The 20327-nt window shown below is 60.6% G+C and carries 13 protein-coding genes; 1 reads left to right on the top strand and 12 read right to left on the bottom strand.

All coding sequences use genetic code 11. The annotated features are described in order from the left end of the window. Positions 1 to 17: 17 nt before the first annotated feature. Positions 18 to 3599 carry a transcription-repair coupling factor gene (mfd, locus tag SFUM_RS17965; RefSeq protein WP_049766419.1) on the bottom strand — a complete coding sequence of 1194 codons (3582 nt, stop codon included), beginning with the start codon at positions 3597 to 3599 and terminating at the stop codon, positions 18 to 20. 438 nt (positions 3600 to 4037) lie between these two features. Between mfd and selA the strand changes: the two genes are divergently transcribed. Next, positions 4038 to 5459 carry an L-seryl-tRNA(Sec) selenium transferase gene (gene selA, locus SFUM_RS17955; protein ID WP_011700273.1) on the top strand — a complete coding sequence of 474 codons (1422 nt, stop codon included), beginning with the start codon at positions 4038 to 4040 and terminating at the stop codon, positions 5457 to 5459. An 89-nt stretch (positions 5460 to 5548) separates the two neighbouring features. Here the strand turns inward: selA and SFUM_RS17950 are convergent, their stop codons facing one another. From SFUM_RS17950 to SFUM_RS17900, 11 genes are all read right to left on the bottom strand, one after another. Then, positions 5549 to 6424, bottom strand: coding sequence for a DnaJ domain-containing protein (locus SFUM_RS17950; RefSeq protein WP_011700272.1), 876 nt, complete (start codon positions 6422 to 6424; stop codon positions 5549 to 5551). A 300-nt stretch (positions 6425 to 6724) separates the two neighbouring features. Continuing rightward, positions 6725 to 8479 carry a radical SAM protein gene (locus SFUM_RS17945; protein WP_041440914.1) on the bottom strand — a complete coding sequence of 585 codons (1755 nt, stop codon included), beginning with the start codon at positions 8477 to 8479 and terminating at the stop codon, positions 6725 to 6727. 213 nt (positions 8480 to 8692) lie between these two features. Beyond that, positions 8693 to 9895, bottom strand: coding sequence for a cell division protein FtsZ (ftsZ, locus tag SFUM_RS17940; protein WP_041440912.1), 1203 nt, complete (start codon positions 9893 to 9895; stop codon positions 8693 to 8695). 217 nt (positions 9896 to 10112) lie between these two features. After that, positions 10113 to 11333: a cell division protein FtsA gene (ftsA, locus tag SFUM_RS17935; RefSeq protein WP_011700269.1), complete on the bottom strand. Its 1221-nt coding sequence runs from the start codon at positions 11331 to 11333 to the stop codon at positions 10113 to 10115. 81 nt (positions 11334 to 11414) lie between these two features. Beyond that, positions 11415 to 12239, bottom strand: a complete 825-nt coding sequence (locus tag SFUM_RS17930) for a cell division protein FtsQ/DivIB (RefSeq protein WP_011700268.1) — start codon at positions 12237 to 12239, stop codon at positions 11415 to 11417. Continuing rightward, the gene (gene murB / locus SFUM_RS17925) at positions 12236 to 13273 is read right to left on the bottom strand and encodes a UDP-N-acetylmuramate dehydrogenase (protein ID WP_011700267.1); all 1038 of its coding nucleotides are present in this window, start codon (positions 13271 to 13273) and stop codon (positions 12236 to 12238) included. Before murB ends, SFUM_RS17930 begins: the two co-directional genes overlap by 4 nt. Beyond that, positions 13270 to 14679: a UDP-N-acetylmuramate--L-alanine ligase gene (gene murC, locus SFUM_RS17920; protein WP_011700266.1), complete on the bottom strand. Its 1410-nt coding sequence runs from the start codon at positions 14677 to 14679 to the stop codon at positions 13270 to 13272. The genes murB and murC overlap by 4 nt, the downstream gene beginning before the upstream one ends. A gap of 2 nt (positions 14680 to 14681) precedes the next feature. Then, complete coding sequence (ftsW, locus tag SFUM_RS17915; RefSeq protein ID WP_011700265.1) at positions 14682 to 15857, bottom strand: putative lipid II flippase FtsW; 1176 nt, start codon at positions 15855 to 15857, stop codon at positions 14682 to 14684. A 114-nt stretch (positions 15858 to 15971) separates the two neighbouring features. After that, positions 15972 to 17336 carry a UDP-N-acetylmuramoyl-L-alanine--D-glutamate ligase gene (murD, locus tag SFUM_RS17910; RefSeq protein WP_083764125.1) on the bottom strand — a complete coding sequence of 455 codons (1365 nt, stop codon included), beginning with the start codon at positions 17334 to 17336 and terminating at the stop codon, positions 15972 to 15974. Continuing rightward, positions 17333 to 18724 carry a UDP-N-acetylmuramoyl-tripeptide--D-alanyl-D-alanine ligase gene (locus tag SFUM_RS17905; RefSeq protein WP_011700263.1) on the bottom strand — a complete coding sequence of 464 codons (1392 nt, stop codon included), beginning with the start codon at positions 18722 to 18724 and terminating at the stop codon, positions 17333 to 17335. Before SFUM_RS17905 ends, murD begins: the two co-directional genes overlap by 4 nt. Before the next feature lie 21 nt (positions 18725 to 18745). Next, positions 18746 to 20260 carry a UDP-N-acetylmuramoyl-L-alanyl-D-glutamate--2,6-diaminopimelate ligase gene (locus tag SFUM_RS17900; RefSeq protein ID WP_011700262.1) on the bottom strand — a complete coding sequence of 505 codons (1515 nt, stop codon included), beginning with the start codon at positions 20258 to 20260 and terminating at the stop codon, positions 18746 to 18748. Positions 20261 to 20327: the final 67 nt, after the last annotated feature.

Here is a 20327-nt window from a genome sequence, read left to right as displayed (position 1 = left end):
GGAATTGGTCTCTTAACCTATCGATTTGACTTGATATCACTATCACGTTCGGCAAGCTCTTGCAAGATTCTTTTCAGGCGCAGAACCTGCTGAGCCAAATGCCGACCCCAAATCTCCACCTTCACCCTGCGGTCCGTTTCGACCACGAAAGTGCATTTCTTCTCCCCAAGGAATGCCGCAACCCGATCGACGCTGACTCGCGGCGCAAAATGCAGGGAGAAAAAATCCTTGTCCCTGTCCAGGCGGACCACCCCCAGACGTTTGAAGAGCAGGCGCATCTTGGCCAGCATGACCAGGTTCCTGGCACCCTCCGGAAAGGGTCCGTAACGGTCTCGCCATTCGCCGGCCAGATCGTCCACCGCCGCCGGTTCCGCCAGCGTGGCGAGCCTCTTGTAGGCAATGAGCCTCTGGTCCTTGTCGGGAATGAAGGTCTCCGGCAGAAAGGCCGAAAGGGGCACGTTGATCTCGGGGTCAATGGACTCCGTTTCGCGCTCTTCTCCCTTCATTTCCTTGATCGTCTTCTCGAGAAGCTCGAGGTAGAGCTCATAGCCCACCGCGGCAATGTGCCCCGACTGGGAGGAACCCAGGATCGTTCCGCCTCCGCGGATCTGCAGATCGTTGAGGGCTATCTTGAATCCCGCGCCCAGCTCACTGAAATCGAGCAGGGCCCTCAACCGTTTCTGAGCATCCCGACTGATGAGATGTTCTCCGGGAATGAGCAGGTAGGCGAAGGCCTGTTCGCTCGACCGCCCCACTCGTCCCCGCAGCTGGTAGATCTGGGCAAGGCCGAACTTGTCGGCGCGGTTGATGATGATGGTGTTCGCCGCGGGAATGTCCAGGCCCGACTCGATGATTGTGGTGCAAACCAGGACGTCGATCTTTCTGCGGATGAAATCCAGCATCACCTTTTCCAGGTCCCGCTCTTTCATCTGTCCGTGGGCAACCGCTATCTTCGCTTCGGGAATCAGCCGGCCAATGGCATTTGCCGTCTGGTAGATGCTCTGAACGTGGTTGTGAACGAAGAAGACCTGCCCGCTGCGCCGCAACTCCCGATACACCGCCTCCCGAATGGTGAACTCGTCGTACTTGCAGATAAACGTTTCGATGGCGTGCCGGTCCTGGGGGGGCGTCTCTATGGTGCTCAGGTCACGGATGCCCGCCAGGGCCATATGCAGAGTACGGGGGATGGGGGTCGCCGTGAGCGTCAGAACGTCCACGGATACCCGCATTTCCTTCATCCGCTCCTTGTGTTTCACACCGAAACGGTGCTCTTCATCAATGACCAGCAAGCCCAGGTCCCTGAAGGCAACGTCGGACTGCAGCAACCGGTGGGTGCCCACCACGACGTCGACCGTGCCGTTCTTTAGCCCCTTCAGGACCAGCGTCTGCTGTGCCGGGGTCTTGAACCGGCTCAGAGTTTCCACAACGACCGGAAAGCCTTCGAATCGCTCGGTGAAACTCTGGTAATGCTGCTCGGCCAACACCGTGGTCGGCACCAGCATCGCCACCTGCTTGCCGTCCATCACGGCCTTGAAGGCGGCACGCAGAGCCACTTCCGTCTTCCCGTAACCCACATCCCCGCAGATCAGGCGATCCATCGGACGCCTGGATGCCATGTCATCCAGAACGTCGTCGATGGCCCTCATCTGATCCGGAGTCTCTTCGTATGAGAAAGTCGCTTCGAACTTCTGAAAATAGCTGTCCGGCGGAGAGAACCGGAAGCCCTCGCCGATCTGTCGCTTTGCATACAGGCTCAGCAGTTCCTCGGCGACACGCTCCGCCGATTCCAGCGCCTTCTTTTTGGCCGTCTCCCAGGACCTGCCGCCCAGCTTGTCGATCTTGGGCTGCTGCCCTTCCAGCCCGAGATACTTCTGAACCTTCTGCAGCTTGTCGACGGGAACATAGAGCCGGTCGCCATCCTGGTATTCGAGCAGCAGGAAGTCGCTTTCGATTCCCCGAACGGCAAGGTGCACCAGTTCCTTGTAGACTCCGATCCCATGATCCACATGCACCACGAAATCGCCGATGTGCAGATCCTGAAAGGAACTCAGAAAGAGCCCGGAAACGCTCTTCCCGGACCGGCGGCGCGTTCGTTTCCCGAAGATCTCCTCTTCCGCCACCACGGCCAGCCGTTCCGCGGGCCACACGAACCCGCGGTCCAGGGAGCCCACAATCACCTTGACGGCCGGCGCCTCATACGATTCCGCTCCGAAAGGAAGCAGGGTGAGAACGGTATCCGTGCCGTGCCCCTCGAGCAGTTCGCTCAGTCTCCCCGCCTGCTCTTTCTGACGGCAGACGAGGAAAGACAAAATGCCCTCTTCCCTCCACCGTTGGAACTGCCTGGCCAGAGGCTCGAGCAATCGCTCTTTCTCGGCATGCGCCCTGACGCTCAAAGCAAGCTGCTCGTGACCCGACGTCCCCATGTCAAAAACCGCGCGAGGCTCGGTCCCGCCCGACAGGGAATTGACGATCAACTGCTGAAAACTCTCCCCGTCGGCGATCAACCGCTCGGGAATCTCCAGCAGCTCCGACGGAGGCCTCCTCCATTCATGGGGCGAATGGTTCTCGTTCCAATCCCGGCTGGCATGAAGGAAGAATTCCTCCATGATCTTTCTGATCTGCAAGGCATCCGACCAGACCACAACCGTCGCCGGGTCCAGGTAATTCCACACGGTCACCGTCTTCTCGTAGAAGACGGACATGATCGATTCAAACGCCCCGAACTGGTGTCCTTCCTGAAGCTTGTCCAGCCAGACATTACCGGCCGCCGGCGTGAGGCGTCCCTCCCGCACGTCTGCGTAGACGGCCTCCCGGGCGCGTTCCCTGGCGGAAACATCCAGGATGACTTCGCTTGCGGGAAGCAGGACGGCATCTTCCAGAATCCCCATGGACCGCTGCGTGCTCGGATGGAAGAGCCGGATCGATTCAAGCTCGTCTCCGAAGAATTCGAGCCGCAGCGGCCACCTGTACAGCGGCGCGTAGACGTCCAACACTCCGCCCCGGATGCTGAAATCGCCGTATTCTTCCACGAGTGACACGCGATAGTAACCACGCTCCACTAGTGTCGCGCACAGCGTCTCGAGCTCGACGGTTTCCCCCTTGACCCGATAGTCGGAATGCGCGAGGAGAACCTCGGGCAGCAGCAGCCGTTCCATCAGGGCCACCGCCGAAGTCACGAACACGTTGGACCCGATGGACGCGCGGAAGGCATGAAGGGTTTCCATGCGGCGCGCCATCGTCGCCATTTTACCCAGGGACTGGGATTTCTGGCCGGAGCGCGAAGGGAGGCACCAGACTCTTCGGTCCGCGGGAACGTCCTGCCGGTGCAAGTCATTCCCGGCAAAGAAGGCTATTGTCTCGGCAAAGCTTTCTGCTTCCCGGTCCGTGGGGGTGACCAGCAGGAACGGCCTCTTGAGCGTCGCCATTCCCCTGGCGAGAAGATAGGCCACCGCCGGTTTCTGAGCCCCTCTCAGAACGGCCGATTCCCGCGATTCCCCCAGAAAGGCCAGTATCTCCCTGGAATCGGTCTTGAACGATTCCGCTCCAAAAAGCGTCTCAGATGGCCCGTACGATCTCTGATCGCGCACCAGTTCCACCATTAAATTCCGTTCTTCAAGCTTCCAGTGTTTTACAAATCACAAATAAATAAATATAACTAAGACGAAAAAAGAAAGGAAGCATTCTCGCGGTGCATCCCTTCTTTTACAGGCCGTTCGAGGAGGGGGGCAAGACGCCTTCTCGCGCTTCCCGCAAACGGCCACGAGCCCGGGATCGCAACGAACAGTGAAAATAAGCCCTCCCGGGGCACGGCCACGGGACCGACCATGAGCCGGCGATCGTGACGAAGCATGAGAACCGTCGGCGTCATTCCCGCAAAGGCCGCAGGCCGATAAAACCCTCCGGTACGCGGTTTTTTCGGCAATGACGCTTGCCTTCTTATGAATGACCGGTTGTGGTTTGTCCAGGTGACATTCGTTGCGGATGGTGCGACGCCCTCGTGAACCGATGCGCGACTCATGACGTTGAAGGTATAGCCGATGTCAAAGACTTCCATGCAAGATTTGCTTCGCCGTCTCCCGAGCGTCGATGCCCTGCTGCAGGCGGATGCCGTCCGCGAGGCCCTGGACCGACATCCCCGCAGACTGGTCCTTGACTGTATTCGCCAGGTTCTGGAAACAACCCGACAACGGCTGATCGAGGGGGCTCCGGGCGACGCCCCGGGAGAACCGGAGCACGCGACCCTGGTGCAGGCCATCCTGGAGCGGATCGAAGCCGCCGGCAGCTTTACGCTCCGCAATGTAGTCAACGCCACGGGCATCATCGTTCATACCAACCTCGGCCGATCCCTGCTTCCGCGGGAAGCGGTCGAGCGGCTCCAGCTCATCTGCCGGACCTACAACAACCTCGAATACAATCTCGAGCTCGGCCGTAGAGGATCGCGGTACGTTCACGCGGAATCGATTCTGTGTGAATTGACCGGAGCGGAAAGCGCCCTGGTGGTCAACAACAACGCCGGAGCCGTCTTCCTGGTGCTGAATACCCTCGCGAAGGACATGGAGGTCATCGTCTCCCGCGGACAGCTGGTGGAAATCGGCGGTTCCTTCCGGATTCCGGACGTCATGCGCTCGAGCGGCGCCCTCCTGCGCGAAGTCGGATGCACCAACCGGACGCATCCCCATGATTTCGTTTCGGCGATCAACGACCGCACCGCCCTGCTGATGAGAGTGCACACCAGCAATTACCGGATCCTCGGGTTCACCGCCGAAGTGTCTCTCGAAGAAATGGTGTCCATGGGAAGAGCGCACGGATTGCCCGTTGTGGAAGATCTCGGCAGCGGTTCCCTCATCGACCTGTCCAGGTATGGGCTGACGGGGGAACCCACGGTTCGGGAGGCCGTCCGCAACGGAGCGGACGTCGTGACCTTCAGTGGCGACAAGCTCCTGGGGGGACCTCAGGCGGGCGTCATCCTGGGGAGGAAGGACCTCATCGATCGGTGCAAGAAGAACCCCATCACCCGTGCACTGCGAGTGGACAAGCTCACTCTGGCCGCGCTCGAGGCGACCCTCCGCCTGTATCGCGACGAAAATCGGGCCATTGAGCGCATCCCCGTCCTCAGAATGATCGCGCTGTCCACGGATGCGCTCAACGATACCGCACAAGCGCTTTGTTCCCTGATTCGGCAAATCGACACGCAACAGCGGCTTGTCGTCGAAGTCCGGAGCAGCTCTTCCCAGGTCGGCGGGGGCTCGCTCCCTGCCCAGAATCTTCCCACACGGGTGGTAACCGTCCACGGGACGGAGATCTCCGCCCAAAAGATCGAGGGTTTCCTGAGAAACAACGACCCGCCGATCATCGGTCGAATCGAATCCGATCAATTCCTGATGGATACGCGAACACTGTTGCCGGACGATCTTCACACCATCGGCAATGCGTTCGCGCGGTTGCTGTGCAGCCCGTAGGATGCGGCGCTGTTTCCAAAAAGTACGGGCGGGGATTATCCCGCCCGTACTTGTGTTGAAATATCAGGATTTCGGATGCCCGGAAAGGATCACACCACCTGCAACTGAAGATAGAGGTCCCCACGGGTGAGGCCGCTCAAGGGACGTCCCATGTCCTTGAGGCGCAGCTTCATCCCGTTCCTCACTCCAGCCGGGATGGTGACGGCGACCCGCTTTCCGTCCTGGAGATGAGGAAGCTCGACCTCGACGGTGGTCCCTCTGGCAGCGTCGTGCGAAGAGATGACCAGTCTGTAGGTGATGTCGAATTCCCCCGGACGCGCCCGATCGCCCTGCGGCTCCTGGCCGAGCACCTTGTCGATGAGGTATCCGCCGATCTTCTTTCCGGCCTTATACAGGAGGGATAGCCCCTCCTTGACGATTCCCATGGGACCGGGAGCTCCGGGCCCATCCGCTCCGTCGCGACCGGAGGCGGTCCCGGGATGATCGGCAGCCGGAGAACCGGGCCGCCTCATGCTTGTGCTTCCCATGGGGCCGCCCCAGAAAAAGCCTTGAATGGTGAACGTCTTGTCACCGAAGAAGATCCGGTTGATGAAACGCTCGTCGAAGCGAAATCCCATCCTTTGGAATTCCCGCTGCATTTCCGCAAAAACATCATTGGCGTGACGGTTATTGACAAAATCCCGAAAGATCTCTTCCTGGGAATAGCCGAAACCGGGCCGCCCATAACCGCCGGGGCCCTGATGAACCCCCAGTCTCCGGTACTGATCGTACTGGGAGCGTTTGCCGGGATCGGACAGCACGCCGTAGGCTTCGTTGATTCTCTTGAAGCGCTCCTCGGCATTACGGTCGTTGGGGTTGCGGTCGGGATGCGTTTCTAGAGCCAGCTTGCGATACGCCCGTTTGATCTCCTCCGAGGAAGCTTCGGGCGAAACGTTCAACACCCCGTAGTAGTCTTGTTGAGGCATGTCTTCTCGTTCTCCGTGAAATTTGCCTGCCGGCGCCCATGCTGCAAAAAGCCGCGATCGATCACGAATTCAACTTCGACCTCAATTGAACGGTTCCGCGCACGGGACAATACGAACGCGGTGTGTTTCCGGACGGGGATAAACCCCGTGAACGGCGCTCGACGGGCTGGTTAGCCTCCGGCGGGAACGCCCTCTACGCCGCCCGAACCGGTGCGCCGTGCACTGAATTCGCTCACCTCAAGGCAAAAAATTATAAAGCCTAAATCGACCCAAATCAATGGATCCTTAAGAATCGCAAGCTCAAGGCGCGCAAGCCCCGCAACGGCGGCAATCCTCCTCCGGGCGGCATTCCGGCGTGCTTTCGCCTTTGAGGGCAAGCTCGTATTCCCGCCACAGGTAATCTCTCCTGACGCCGTGCTCGATCACTTCCCACGGGAACACCTCGTCGCGTCCCCTCTCGCGCATCACCCAGAAATCAGGGTTGATCACGTGCTCGCGCAATGCCTTGCTCCATGGGGTCGAACGCAAGGCCACCTTCTCCAGCAGGGTTCCCACCCTCCTGTCGCCCCTGGCAAGCAGTGCCTGCACGTAAGCCCACTTGGGCAGGTCGAAGTGCACCCGAACGTTGGGAACTTTCTTGAGAGCATTCCGAATCCATTTCGCCCGGTTCTTCAATTCCCCCACCCCGGCGAACGCAACCCATTGGAAAGGCGTGAACGGCTTGGGAACGAATGAATGCACGCTCAGAGTTATGGTTCCGAGTCGTTTCCGCCCCCGGCTGATCTTCAGGACATGGTGCTTGATCGCCTTGGCCGTATCCACGATCGCTTCCAGGTCTTCGGCGGATTCAGTGGGCAGCCCGATCATAAAATAGAGCTTCAGATGGAGAATCCCCTTTTCGGTGAGCCTCTCCGCGGCGGTCAGAATCTGCGTCATGTCGAGGTTTTTGTTGACGACCTTGCGAAGACGCTCGGACCCCGCCTCGGGAGCGATGGCCACCGCCTGGTGACGGCTCGATTCCAGGGCCGAGGCGATTTCCGGAGTGAGCGTATCCGCCCGCAGCGATGAAAACGACAGGGAACGCCCGTCTTCGAGCAGCGACCGGCAGAGGAAGCCAATTTCCGGATGGTCCGAAACGGCGGCGCTCACCAGGCCGATTCTCGGGTGCCGCTCACCTCCCGCGTTCAACGCCCGCAGCAGCCTTTCAGCACTGTGGAAACGCATTGGACGATAGACGAAGCCTGCCGCGCAGAATCGGCAACCTCTTCCGCACCCTCGCCCGATTTCCAGCAGCATCGTACTGCTGAATTCCGTATTCGGCGTGAGGATGACCGAATGACAGGGCTGAGCCCTGTCCAGGTCGGCCCTGCGATAGACCACCCGCTGAGGCGCACCGGTCCCGGGCAGCGGAGAGATGCGCTCGAGGGTGCCGTCCTCCCGGTACGCGGGTTCGAAGTGCGCAGGCACGTAAATCCCCGCGACTCTCTCGGAAAGCTCCCGGAGGAACTCGGAGCGGGAACAACCGCTTTCCCCCTTCTCATTGAGGACACGAAGGAAATCCGGGAGAATCGCTTCCGCCTCGCCGATAAAGAAGAAATCCAGGAAAAGGGCAAGGGGCTCCGGATTCAGAAACACCGCCACTCCACCCGCGGCGAGCAGGGGATGCTCGCGGTTTCGCTGTTCGCGACGCGCGGGAAATCCCGCCAGCTTCAACATCTCGATCGCGTTGACGTAGTCGTTTTCGTAGGCGACGGAGAAGACGAACAGGTCAAAGTCCCGTGCCGGGCGCTGGGATTCCAGGGACAAGAGGCGGCCAGGATTCTGCCGAACCGCGGGGAGGTCTTCGGATTCGGGGTAGAAAAACCTCTCGCACACGACGTCTTCAAAACCGTTCAGAGCGGCATACACCGTCTGGAAGCCCAGGTTCGACATACCGACGGCATACCGGTTCGGAAAAGCCAGACCGATCCGGACTCTTCCTCTCCAGTCCTTGATGACGGTGCCGGTTTCTTCCGACAGCCATCGCCGATGTCGCTGCCTCACGTTGAAGAGCATAGGAAATTCATACCGAAAGGGAGAGCCGGAACCCTGGAACCACGTCGTCGGGCGATAGCGGATCCAGGCTTCCGGGCCCCGGGGCAAGGGGAAAACAACCTGACTCCCTCCCCCCGGAGGAGGGGGGGAGGGCTGTGGCAGGGGATAGAGACTCGCTTTTTCAACCTTCTCCGGCGACGATGGAGAAGGGACGATCATCGAGCCGGCGGAAGCCTAGTCCGCCTGACGGCGAATAAAGGTCGGGATGCTCAGATCCTCTTCTTCGGCGTTGCCTCCCGTCAGTTTCTGCAGAAGAGTCCTTCTGCGGGGTTGTTGCTGTTCCACCTGGGCAGGCTCCCTGGGAGTGCGATGACGAACGAAGGCCGGCACCTGCAGGTAGTCGTAATCGGGGTCGGGAACGATTCCCTCCGGCTTGATTCTCTTCGGACGAGACGACTCGAGCCGTTGCGGCTGTTCCATCCGTCCGATGCCGGTCGCGATCACCGTGACCCTTATTTCATCACCCATGTTCGGGTCCATGACCATGCCGAGGATGATGTTCGCCTCCTCGTTGACCTCCTTCTGGATGATGGAAAGGGCTTCCTCGAATTCATGCATGCCCAGATCCGGACCGGCGGAAAGATTGATGAGGGCGGCACGGGCGCCATGGATGGAGATGTCCTCCAGGAGCGGACTGGAGATGGCCTGCTGTACCGCCTGAGTAGCCCTGTTCTCACCTCTTGCGACACCGGTTCCCATCAGGGCGAGGCCCATTTCCGCCATCACCGTCTTCACGTCGTTGAAGTCGACGTTGATGTATCCATCCTTGATGATGAGATCGGAAATGCCCTTCACCGCGTACAGCAAAACATCGTCGGCGCGCTTGATCATTTCGAGGAATGTGGCGCGGCGATCCGCCAGGCAAAGGAGCCGGTTGTTGGGAATGGTGATCAGGGTATCCACCACGTCCTGGAGCGACTTCAGACCGTCGTCGGCATTGCGTTGGCGCACCCGGCCCTCGACCACGAACGGCTTGGTCACCACCGCAACGGTCAGCGCTCCCATCTCCTTGCACACCTGGGCCGCAATGGGGGCTCCACCCGTGCCGGTGCCGCCCCCAAGACCCGCGGTGATGAACACCATGTCACTCCCGTCGACGGCTTCACGAATCCTGTCGATGTCTTCCTGGGCCGCTTTTGCCCCGATTTCCGGATTCCCGCCCGCGCCGAGCCCTTTCGTCAGGTTCGTGCCGAGCTGAATCTTGGTGGCGGCCTGGTTGCGGGCCAGCACCTGAAAATCGGTGTTGGCCGCGATGAACTGCACTCCATCAAGGCCCGCGTTGATCATGTTGTTGATGGCGTTTCCGCCTCCGCCACCAATCCCCAGTACGCTGATTTTCGCCCGGTTGACTGCCATGGCATCTGGTGTTTTTTCCATATTTCGTCCCTTCCCCCTCTTCTGTTCTTTCCTAGTCATATGAGCTCCATAGTCGCGAAGAGTTTTCCCCCTTGCCACATGACTTGTCGATAATGCCATCATCCGGATCGGCCCGGCGACAAGCGCCGGGGGACCGTTCATTCCGGCCGCGTTCGCACTGGCGAGCCGCCGGCCTCCACACCCCGAAAGCAGTCTCTTGCCCCGGAGGCCGAACCTCTCACCAGAATTCCTTGAACCAACGTCTCACCGATGCAAGAACCTTCTTGATCACGCTCGGTTCTTCCATCGGTCCCCTGTTTCCATGTTTCTTTCCATACAAAAGCAATCCCGTGGCCGTCGCATAGATCGGATTCTTGACCACGTCTCCCAGTCCGCCGAAGTTGTAAGGGACGCCTATGCGCACCGGCAGGTCAAACACTTTCTCCGCCAGTTCCCGAATCCCCGGAAGCAGGGAGACGCCTCCGGTCAGCACCACTCCCGCATGAAGGGATTCCACGTAACCGGACCGCACCAGTTCCCACTCTATGATCTTGACGATCTCCTCCACGCGCGCTTCGACGATCTGAGCCAGCACAGACCGCGCCAACTGACGCGGCTTCTGCCCGCCCACCGAGCCGACTTCGATCATGTCCTGCTGGTTGACCCATTCAACCAGCGCACAGCCATGCTTCTTCTTGATCTTCTCCGCTTCGTCGATGGACGTGCGCAAACCGACCGAAATGTCCGAGGTGATATGGTTGCCCCCGAGCCCCACGACACACGAGTAGCGAATCGCATGATCCATGAACACCGCGATGTCGCTGGTTCCGCCTCCGAGATCGACCAACGCGACTCCCAGGTGCCTCTCATCCATGTCGAGCACCGATTCGCTGGAGGCGAGGGATTCGAGCACGACGTCCTGCACCTGGAGCCCCGCCCGCTCGCAGCATTTGACGATATTCTGGACCGCGGCAATGGCCCCGGTGATGATGTGCACTTTCGCTTCAAGTCTCACTCCCGCCATGCCGGTCGGGTTTTGAATGCCTTCCTGGTCGTCCACGATGTACTGTTGGGGAAGCACGTGGAGAATCTGGCGGTCGAAAGGGAGAGCCACCGTCTTTGCGGCGTCCAGCACGCGATCGATATCGGCCTGAGTCACCTCACGGCTCTTGATGGCAATGACTCCGTGCGAATTCAGGCTCTGAACGTGCGTTCCGGCCACACCGGCATAGACTGAGGAAATCTCGCAACCGGCCATCAATTCCGCTTCTTCAACCGCCTTGCGGATTGAATGGACGGTCTGATCGATGTTGACGACCACGCCGCCTCTGAGGCCGATGGAAGGGTACGTACCCACTCCGACGATATCCATCCCTTCGGAGGTCACCTCACCGACCACAGCGCAAACCTTGGTAGTCCCTAGATCGAGGCCTACGATCAATTCCTCTCTTTTTCCCATCGATCCCCTTTCAGCATCAGCTTGACGATCATGAGCCCGGTCCGGCACGACCAGGGGGTTCCGCGCCCTCCGAATGGCGATTCAGGCGCCTTTGGCTGCCGGGAACGGCCCTCCCACATAGGCTCGATTTCCATAATTCAGGTCAATATACTTGACGGCACCGGTCCACTGCCGTTCCCCCAGCATGGCGAAAATCCGCTGAAGGCGATTCAGTTTCTCGCCGTAGTTCTCAGACCCGAAGTCAATGGGAAGCGAGGTCTGAGCCATGAACAGGGTGAAGCCGCCGGAACGCCACTGGCACTCCGAAATGCGTTGCACCGGCAACCACTGCCTGGCCTTTTCGAGGGCCGCCGCGAGCTCTCTTACAGCTTCCAGAGGTTCCCGGGGCAAATGATCCCCCTCCTTCAGCCCCTTGCCGGAAAACCCGGTAATCAGCAGCCTCTCGGGATCGGCGTCGCGGGTGGTCCGGGCAAACAGCGTTCCGTCCTTGTCCAGCAAGAGCAGCTCATCGGCCTGCACCATCGCGAGCGGCTCACGCTCGGTGATCTCCACCACCAGCCGCGTGGGAAGATCGAGGCGCACGATCACCGAGCGCACCTGCGGCAAAGACTCGAGTCGAGCCGCCAGTTCCTTCATCTTCAGATTCAAGACGCAGGCGTTCCTGGGAACGCCCAGCGCGTTCAAAACGAGGCCCTCTTCGAGATGTTTCAGCCCATTGATGCGCACTTCCTCCAACCTCAGCCAGGGTGCCTCCAACAGGGCATAGTAAGAGCGCGAAAGACCAGCACTAATGAGCACAACCGCGGCAACCGCCAGCAGGAGAGTCAAGACTGTCTTTCCCCAAAATTTGAGGATTTTCAAAGGCCTGGCCTTGTCTGGGCGATACCGGTTCTGCTTCTTCTTCATGAGTTCAGCATCTGATTCAGGGAATTTTTTTCTGGCGAGAGTATACGAATTTCTCGCTCCAAACGCACGCCGAATTTTCCAAAAACTTCATTTTCCACCAGGCTGATCAGGGCCAGGATATCCCGGGCCCGGGCACTGCCCAGATTGATGATCCAGTTCGCATGCTTGTCGGAAACCTGCGCGTTTCCCATCCGAAATCCCTTCAATCCCGCCCGCTCGATCAGCGCCCCGGCGGGAGCTTCGACGGGATTCTTGAACACGCAGCCGGCGGAAGGCCGCCCCAGCGGCTGTGTCGCTTTCCGGCGGACCATCAGCGACCGCATTTCCCTTTTGAGCGATCGGCCCGAAGAGACATGAAGGCGGAAGGCACCTCCCAGGATCAGCCAGGCTTCGGGCAGCCCCATGCTCCGGTACCCGGCCGGCAGGTCCGCTTTGAAAACGAGTTGTCTCTGCCCCGCTCCATCCAGGGCGTCGAGCCATTCAAGGGCTTCGGCGATGGTTCCTTCAGCCGTCCCGGCGTTCATCACCACCGCCCCTCCGACCGAGCCTGGAATCCCCACGAGGCATTCCAGGCCGCCCAGTTCGTTGCGGACACAGAACCTGAGCAAACGAGAAATCGGGACGCCGGCTCCGACAACCACGAGAGGTCGCGAGCTCGAGCGTCCCTTGTTGAAGGCAAGGCCCGCGGCCACGTGGATGAGTTGAATCACCAGCGCCGGGATTGGCCCGTCGGTTACGAGCACGTTGCTTCCACCGCCAAGCACCACATAGGGCACGGAATTCTCCCGCACTCTTTCCAGGAGCGCCAGCAAGGCGCTCTCCGAACGCGGACGCGCAAGACACGCCGCGGGCCCTCCCACTCGAAACGTGGTGTGGTATGCAAGCGGTTCGTGCCATTTGAATTCGACGTCCTGAAGCTCCCCCAGAACATTCCAGCACAGCGAAACAACAGCCGAATAACGATCGCATTCCTCTGCGCTCAACCCTTCCGGGAGTGAATTCAAATAACTGGACCCGCGCTTGTTGTCGATCATTTGAGCTCACCCGTGCCGCCGCTCCCGCCTGAAGACTTCAGCTTCGCCAGAAGCCACTCGCCCACCTGCCAGATGTTGCCCGCGCCCAGGGTGATCACCGCATCCCCGGGCTTCACCAGCTTCACCAGCCGGCTCAGCGCACTCTCCACCGTCTCGCAAAAATGCAGATCGTGATGCCCGTGCGAGGCGATCTCCTGGGACAGCCGCTCCCCCGTCACCCCCGGTATGGGAGTTTCACTGGCCGCATAGATTTCCGTAACCAGCAGCACGTCCGAATGATAGAAGCAGCGGGCGAACTGTTCCATCAAGGCCCGTGTGCGAGTGTAACGATGGGGCTGAAAGACGACGATGCGTCGCCGGTCGGGGTAGCAATCCGCGAGCGTCTGGAGCACCGCCCGGATCTCGCTGGGGTGGTGCCCGTAATCGTCGATCACCAGGACGTTTGCAGCTTCGCCCTTGATCTGAAACCGGCGCTGCACGCCCGTCATGTCCCTCAGCCCGTCCTGGATATTCGCCCAGTCCAGGTCCAGCTCCCTTGCCACCGCAACCGCGGCCAGTGAGTTCAAGACGTTGTGCCGTCCCGGGATCCTGATTTCGATTTCACCGAGCTCATCGCCGTGACTGTGTACCCTGTACGAGGAGAACAAGCCGCTGGTCCTCACGTCACGAGCCTGGAAATCGGCCTGGGACGAAAATCCGTACGTGGTGAATCGTTTCTCGACGCGCGGCAGGATCGACTGGATGTTCTCGTCTTCCAGACAGAGGACCGCCTGACCGTAGAAAGGGATCTTGTTGATGAACTGCAGAAAGGTCTCCTGGATGTGCGCGAGATCGCGATAGAAGTCGAGGTGTTCGAGATCGATGTTCGTCACGACTGCAATCGTCGGCGGAAGCAGCAGGAAAGTCCCGTCGCTCTCATCCGCCTCCGCTACCATAAAATCTCCGTTCCCCAGCTTGGCGTTCGTGCCCCATGCGTTCAACTTGCCGCCGATCACCACCGTCGGGTCCAGACCGCCTCTGGCCAGGACGGTGGAAACCATGGAAGTGGTCGTCGTTTTCCCGTGAGCGCCCGCGACCAGGACCGAATACTTGAGCCGCATCAGTTCCGCAAGCATTTCGGCACGGCGGATCACCGGCACCTTGCCCATTTCCCGGGCTGCGCGGTTTTCCGGATTGTCGTCGGAAATGGCCGAAGAGAGAACCACCACATCCGCGCCAAGCACATGCTCCGCACGGTGCCCCAGGTGAACCGCGGCGCCCATCGCCGAGAGCCTCCTGGTGATCTCGGTTTCCTTGAGGTCCGACCCGCTCACCCGATAGCCCAGGTTCAAGAGCAGCTCGGCGATGCCGCTCATCCCGATGCCGCCGATACCCACGAAATGGATGTGCTGATAGCGCTTGAACATTGCTAGTCCATCCGCCTTTCACCGCTTCTTGCTATGTTCATGAGGATGCCGATCGCCAGGCAGTTGGCCGTGAATGCACTGCCCCCGTAGGAGATGAAAGGAAGCGGCAGCCCCTTGGTCGGAACCAGCCCCAGCACGACCCCCATGTTGAGCAGGGCCTGCATGGAAAGAAGCATGGTCAATCCCAGCGCCAACAGGGTCCCCGTCAGCTCCGGGGCGGATCTCGAAATCCGGATTCCGGTAAGGAACAGAAAGAGAAAAAGCGTGCAGACAATCGCTATGCCGACGAAACCCAACTCCTCTCCGATCACGGCAAGAATAAAGTCCGTGTAGGATTCCGGCAGGTAGAAGAGTTTCTGCTGTCCCGCTCCCAGTCCCTTCCCGAACAGCCCCCCCGAACCGACCGCAATCCAGGCCTGGATGAGCTGGTATCCCGAATCGAGAGGGTCCGTCCACGGGTTGCGGTACGCCGTCACGCGCTCCCAACGGTATGGAACGAGATAGACGAACTTGTAAAATCCGACGGCCGCCACGGGCAGGCAGACGATGAGACTCCTCAACGGCACGCCCCCGGCGGCCAGCATGATGACGGTGAGGCAACCGATAATGAATGTCGTCCCGAAGTCGGGCTCCTTCAACAAAAGAGCGCTCAGAAGCCCGCAGAGCAGCATATGCGGCAGAAATCCGACGCTGAACTGCTTGATTTTCTCCTGCTTTCGCACCAGGGAAATACTCAGGAACATGACCCAAACCACCTTGGCGTACTCACCCGGCTGCAGAAGAAACGGCCTGAACTGAAACCACCGCTTCGCATTGTTTATTTCCGCGCCGATACCCGGAATCAATACCAGCACCAGCGAGACGATCGTGCCGATCATGATCCAGCCGATGTGGTTCCGGTACATGCGGTACGGAATGCGGCTGACGAACAGTATGGTCCCGATGCCCAGCCCGATGCACAGGAACTGCCGTTTCATGTAGTGGGCGGAGTCCGAGAATTTCTTCAACGCCATGATCGAACTGGCGCTGTAGATCATGATCAGGCCCACCGCTATGAGCAGGCAGACCTCGATCCACAGTTGCACTTCAAGGGAGAGGCCGGCCCAGGCTGCCGCCCGTTCCTCCCCGGAGCTATGTTCAACTATGAATGTAGGACTGTCTGCAACGGGCTTGGACATGACTTTCCATTTCGTTCGAGACTTGAAGTCAACACATGGAGCGCCGGGCCGTCATCAAACCGCGCGGACAGCCGGGGACGCCCGCCTCCGGCGCTTCCCCGCTCCTCCCCGGCGCTACCCCGGAAGGGCGGCTACGAGTTTCTTGAAATGGTCCCCCCTCTGCGCGTAGCTCTCGTACTGATCGAAAGACGAACAGGCCGGGGAAAGGAGCACGATGTCTCCCGCCTGCGCCCGTTCCACGGCGGCCGAGAACGCACCCTCCAAATCGGGAAACAACCGGATGGGAACCTTGTCGCGCAGTTCTGCGTGGATTCGTGGAGCCGATTCTCCGAACACGAACACCCCCTTGCCCCTGGTCCTCATCCGCTCGGCAATGGGAGCGTAGGAGCCCAGCTTGTCCCTTCCCCCCAACAAGAGGAGAACGGGTCGATCGAAATTTTCGATCGCCTTGACGACGGCGCCGACGTTGGTCCCCTTGGAATCGTCGTAGTAATCGACGCCCCCGGCCGCTCGAACCCATTCGACACGGTGGGGCAGGCCGCCAAAGGTCCCGGCGGCCCGCGCGACGGCCTCGGGGACTACGTCCATGGCCAGGCATGCAAGAATGGCGGCGAGCACGTTCTCCTCGTTGTGGACCCCTTTGAGCCGCAGATCCGCCAGGTCGAGACGGAACTCCGGCTTCCACGGAACGTTCACGACGATCCGCCCGTCCTCGACATGGGCGTGCGTGCGCGGATCATTCCGGCTCGAGGTCAGAAGCCTGCCCTTTCCGTTGAAAGGCCTCGAGCCGCAGACCGGGTCGTCCAGGTTGATCACCGCGACATCCGTGGACTCCTGGCGCCCAAACATCGAGAGCTTGGATTCCGTGTACTCTTCAAAATCGCGATATCGATCCAGGTGGTCCTCGGTCACGTTCAGCAAGACTCCCACCTCGGGCCTGAACAGGAACGCCGTGTCCAGTTGAAAACTGCTCACTTCGAGCACCATGCAGTCCACCCGGTCTCCGTCCAGCAGCCACCGGCTCAGCGGCGTCCCGATGTTGCCCCCCACGAACACGCGCGTGCCGGACGCTTTGATCATTTCCCCGATAAGAGCGGTGGTCGTCGTCTTGCCGTTGGTCCCGGTGACCGCGATCACGGGCGCGTCCACCTGGCGCCAGGCCCATTCGAATTCGCCCACGATCTCGATACCCCTGAGGCGGGCTTCACGCAGCGGTTCGAGCAGCGACGGCACTCCCGGACTCACAATGATCTGGTCGACGTTCAGGAAATCATCCGGGTGATGTTCCCCCAACCTTAACCGGCAGCCTTTCGCACGCAGCTCGTCCAGGGTGCCGCCGAACCGGTCGAGCGGCCTGAGGTCCGTCGCGACGACCTCGACTCCGTTGCGCAAGAGCAACTCGCACACCGACCGGCCGGACACTCCCATGCCGACGACCAGCGCCCTGCCGGGCATTCTGAACGGTCCACCGCGTCTCATCGCCCGAGCATCCCTTCCACAACCCGTTCCATCGTCATTCCCCGGGACCCTTTTACAAGTATCCAGGAAGCATCGATTTTCCGTTCCCGAAGCCACTCCACCACCTGGTCGTGGCTCTTGGCATGCCGACACGCAGCGGGCTTCATACCGGCCTCCACCGCGCCTTCGCCGATTCTCGCCGCAAGCTCTCCCAAAGTGATCAGGCCGCTCAACCCCATGGCACCGATCCGTCTGCCCAACTCACGGTGCAATGCGGCGCTGTCGGCTCCCAGCTCCCTCATCTCTCCCAGCACCGCAATGCAAGGCTTTCCCCGGCATACCGCCAACGCCGCCCGCACGGCGGCGAGCATCGATTCGGGGTTGGCGTTGTACGTATCGTCAATGAGCACCCGCCCGTCTTCCATGTGACGTATCTGCATCCGCTGCCCGACAGGTCGGTACGCCGCAAGCCCCGCGGAGATCGCCTCCCCCGGTTCCCCCATCGCCCAGGCGGCGGCAGCCGCGGCCAGCGCATTCCGGACATAATGGATCCCGACGGCCGACAGGACGACCGGCACGGTTTCCGTCCCCAGGACCATCCGAAAACGGGTGGAATGTTCATCGCTCTCGATCTCGCCGACCACTCGCACTCCCGCTTCAGGGTCCCGCACGGAGCAGGTCACCGTCCGGGCCGCCAATCGCTTCGAATAGGCTCGCAACCGCTGGTCATCAAGGTTCACGACGGCGATCCCCTCGGCATCGAGCGCATCCCACAGCCTGCCCTTTTCTTTCAGGATGCCGTCCAACGAGCCGAGCCCTTCGAGGTGCGCCGGTTGGATATTCGTGATCAGCCCCAGCGTCGGACCCGCAATCTCAACCAATCGGGCCATCTCGCCGGGCACGTTGATGCCCATCTCGATAACGGCCGCTTCATGGGTCGGATCCATGGTCAACAGGGTCAGAGGCACACCGATCTGGTTGTTGAGGTTCCCCCGGTTTTTCAGAATCCCGTGTCTGTGCTCCAGGATCGCCGCCAGCAGTTCCTTGGTGCTCGTCTTGCCGTTGCTTCCCGTAATACCCGCCACCGGGATCGAATACCGCGCCCTGTGGGTCCTCGCCAACTCGCCGAGAGCGTAGAGGGTGTCGTCCACCTCCACCACGGCGACACTTCCAGCTCGAACCGCCCCCTCTCCGCGGCCGGAGGCGACCACCACAACCGCCGCCCCCTTTTCGACGGCCGCCGAAATGAAATCGTGGCCGTCGAATCGCTCGCCCGCAAGCGCCAGAAAACAGTCCGAGCGCCGCAGGCTGCGCGTGTCGGTGGAAATCGCGTCGACGGGGAGAGCCGGATCGCCGGCCATCAGGCGACCTCGAACGGCATCAACGATTTGTGCGACGGTCCATTGCATACGTCCGGCCTTCCCCTCGCTTCATTCCCGCTCTCGCGCCAGGTACTGCGCGACCACCAGTCGATCGTCGAACGGCAGAACCTCGCCTCCGACAAGCTGGTACGTCTCATGCCCCTTGCCGCCGATGAACACCGTATCGCCCGGACGCGCCCACGCCAGGGCCTTCTCGATCGCCGATTTTCGGTCCACCTCCACGATGTAACCCCGAGCGCCGTTTCCAGGCTCAGCGGCAAGGATCCGTTCCAGGCCGGAAGCCCGGACTCCGGGCTCGATTTCATCGATGATTCTCTCCGGGACCTCGCTGCGCGGATTGTCGCTGGTCACGATCACCAGGTCCCCCAACGCCCCCGCCACCTTTCCCATGAGAGGGCGCTTGCCCCGGTCCCGGTCTCCGCCGCAGCCGAACACCACCAGCAGGCGCCCCGCGGTCATCTCCCTCAGACACCCCAGGCTTTTCTCCATCGCATCCGGAGTGTGCGCATAATCCACCACCACCTCAAAACCCGTACCGGGCGACGCAACGCGCTGCAAACGCCCATCCACGGAGGTAAGCCCCGCCACGCCCTCCCTTATCGCCGCTTCGGGGACGCCCATGGCCAGGGAAGCGGTCACGGCAGCCAGAATATTGTAGAGGTTCAAACGCCCGATCAGGGGCGAATGAATGTCCATGCTTCCGTCGGGCCCGCACAACCGGGCCTCGATGCCGGACGCGGTGAGTCGGGCGGACTTCACATGGGCGCGGGCCGCCTCGGAACCGGTTGAGTAACTCCAGGCCCCCGGGCCGGCTTTTTCCACGAGGCGCGCCCCGTACGGATCGTCCCCGTTGATCACGGCAACCGAACCGGTCCTGAGGTATTCCGAAAAGAGCAGGCTCTTGGCCGCGAAGTAGTCCTCCATGGTGACGTGATAATCGAGGTGATCCTGGGACAGATTCGTGAAAACGGCGGCGTCGAAGGCGCATTCGGCCACTCTCCCCTGGGCCAGGGCATGTGAAGAAACCTCCATCACGACATGGGTGACCCCGTCCTCGCGCATCTCGTAAAACAATCCCTGCAAATCCAGCGACTCCGGCGTCGTCATACCGGCCGTTTTGCTCTTCGCCCCCCAACGGTAGAAGAGCGTTCCCAAAACCCCGACCGAATGGCCGCCCCTCTTCAAAATACTCTCGAGCAGCAGCGTGGTCGTCGTCTTGCCGTTTGTTCCGGTAACCCCGATCATCTTCAACCCGGCGCACGGATGGCCATAGTAGTTGGCGGCCATGCGCGCCATCGCCTTACGACTGTCGGATACCCGCACCACGGTGGCAGGACACTCCGAAAACCCGACGGTCTCGGTAATCACGGCACTCGCCCCGCTACGGACCGCTTCCGGGATGAAACGGTTTCCGTCCACCCGAACTCCGGGCAACGCCACAAAAACGTTGCCTGCCTGAATCCGCCTGCTGTCGTAGGCAATACCCGTGACGGGCACGTCCAACGGTCCTGCGGTCTGCAGGATTTCGACGTCACGGAGTAGATTATTCAGTGCTCTGGCCATATCGGATGCCCCGGGTGAGAAACCGGATGTCCCCCAAACATTAAACTGGCATTCCTACACTATTGGG

This window comes from Syntrophobacter fumaroxidans MPOB, assembly GCF_000014965.1.
Taxonomy (GTDB): domain Bacteria; phylum Desulfobacterota; class Syntrophobacteria; order Syntrophobacterales; family Syntrophobacteraceae; genus Syntrophobacter; species Syntrophobacter fumaroxidans.
Note: the sequence above shows the minus strand (reverse complement) of the source record. Positions and strands in the feature narration are given on the sequence as shown.